General features: G+C 62.9%; 2 protein-coding genes. Both read left to right on the top strand.

Translation table 11 applies throughout. The features are described 5' to 3' along the window. A partial coding sequence (locus AC5590_RS27705) for a DUF1553 domain-containing protein (protein WP_211178815.1) occupies window positions 1–1,466 on the top strand: 1,466 nt, incomplete at its 5' end. A 163-nt stretch (window positions 1,467–1,629) separates the two neighbouring features. After that, on the top strand, window positions 1,630–1,902 hold a 273-nt coding region (locus AC5590_RS27700; RefSeq protein WP_211178814.1), incomplete at its 3' end, for a DUF1501 domain-containing protein.

The raw sequence follows: 1,902 nt of genomic DNA, 5'->3' as shown, positions 1-1,902 counted from the left end.
CGTTCGTCAACGGGGACCCGCGGCCGGGTGTGGTGAAGCGCTGGCAGGACTTCCTCAAAGAACGGGCCAAGCAACCCGACCCGGTCTTCGCCCCTTGGCATCACGTCACCAAAGCCGCGGCGAACGACTTCACGCCGGCAATGACCGAATGGCTTAATCAGGCAGCACAACCGGGCCGATTTGAAGACGGTGCCGACCGCATCAATCGCCGTGTCCGGCAGGCATTTCTTGAAGAACCACCGACGGCGCTGGTGGATGTCGCGGGGGTGTATGGACGATTGCTCGCCGACATCAATCGTGAATGGCTCGCCCACAAGGCGGCTCATGCCGAGGCGACCGCCCTGCCGGACCCGGTCGATGAAGAACTGCGGCAGGTGCTGTACGCCGCCGGGACTCCGCCGACGTTGACGACGGACGAAGCGAAGAAGGTTTACGGCCGCGATGTCCGCAACAAGCAGCGGGATCTCGCGAAGCAGATCGAAAGTCTGAAAGCCACCTCGGCCGGAGCGCCGCCGCGGGCCATGGTGATGAACGACAACGCTCAGCCCGCGCAACCGCACATCTTCATCCGTGGCAACCCGGGACGTCCCGGTCCGCAGGTGCCGCGGCAGTTTCTTGCCGTCGCCGCGGGACCGGACCGCAAACCGTTCCCACGCGGCAGCGGTCGGTTGGACCTCGCCGAAGCGATTGTCGCCAAAGAGAACCCGCTTACCGCGCGGGTGATCGTCAACCGCGTCTGGCAACACCATTTCGGTAAAGGGCTCGTCCGCTCTCACGGCGATTTCGGTATCCGCGGCGAAGCGCCCACGCATCCGGAATTGCTCGATGCGTTGTCGCAGAAACTGATTGCCTCCGGGTGGTCGCTGAAAACGCTGCATCGCGAAATCCTGTTGTCCGCGGTGTATCAGCAGGCGGGCGACGACAACCCCGCCGCGCGGGCGGTCGATCCCGAAAATCGTCTGCTGTGGCGAATGCCCCGGCAGCGGCTCGATCTGGAAGCGATGCGCGATTCCTGGCTCGTTGCGTCGGGCCGATTCGATGACGCGATGTATGGCCGTCCGTTTGACAACATCACCGATGCAAACAGCCGCCGCCGGACGGTGTATGGTTTCGTCAACCGCAACGATCTGCCGAATGTGTTCCGGTCGTTCGATTTTGCCAATCCGGATGCGAGCGATCCCGAACGGCCGCAGACTTCGGTGCCGCAGCAGACGTTGTTCGCACTGAATGCCCCGCTGGTCCGCGAACAGGCCCGGCAACTCGCCGCCGACACCACCGGGCAAACCGATCCATCGGAACGGATTCTCGATTTGTATCGACGGGTGCTCGGCCGAAACCCAAGTACGGAAGAACGCGAACTCGCCCGGAACTATGTCACGCAACCGATGGACGAAGGCAAGTTCAGCCCGTGGGAACGGTTCGCCCAGGTGCTGTTGCTGACCAACGAGTTTTTGTTTGTGGATTGAACTCGTTCCCATGCTCCGCGTGGGAACGCACGGGGGCGACGCTCTGCGTCGCGTGAGATGAAATAAGACAGAAGACGACGCAGAGCGTCGCGGCAGGCATTCCCACGCGGAGCGTGGGAACGAGTTGCGCTGTGGTGTGTCGTGGATTGAGTGAGGGATGGAAATGAATCTGATACAAGCGCTGCAGATGCCTGGCACACGGCGCGAATGGTTGCGGCGGTCGGGAACCGGGATCGGATCGCTCGCGCTGGCGGGAGCGCTGGCCGACGCGTACGGGCTCGCACCATCTGCCGAAGCCGCAGCGACGGTGTCGCCGATGCTACCGCATCAACCCCACTTCACGGGGAAGGCGAAGCACATCATTCACGTCTTCTGCAACGGCGGACCGTCTCACGTCGACACGTTCGATCCGAAGCCGAAGCTCAACGAATTCCAC

The organism is Brasilonema octagenarum UFV-OR1, from assembly GCF_963888615.1.
Lineage (GTDB): Bacteria > Cyanobacteriota > Cyanobacteriia > Cyanobacteriales > Nostocaceae > Brasilonema > Brasilonema sennae.
This window is presented reverse-complemented; position numbering and strand designations above follow the sequence as displayed.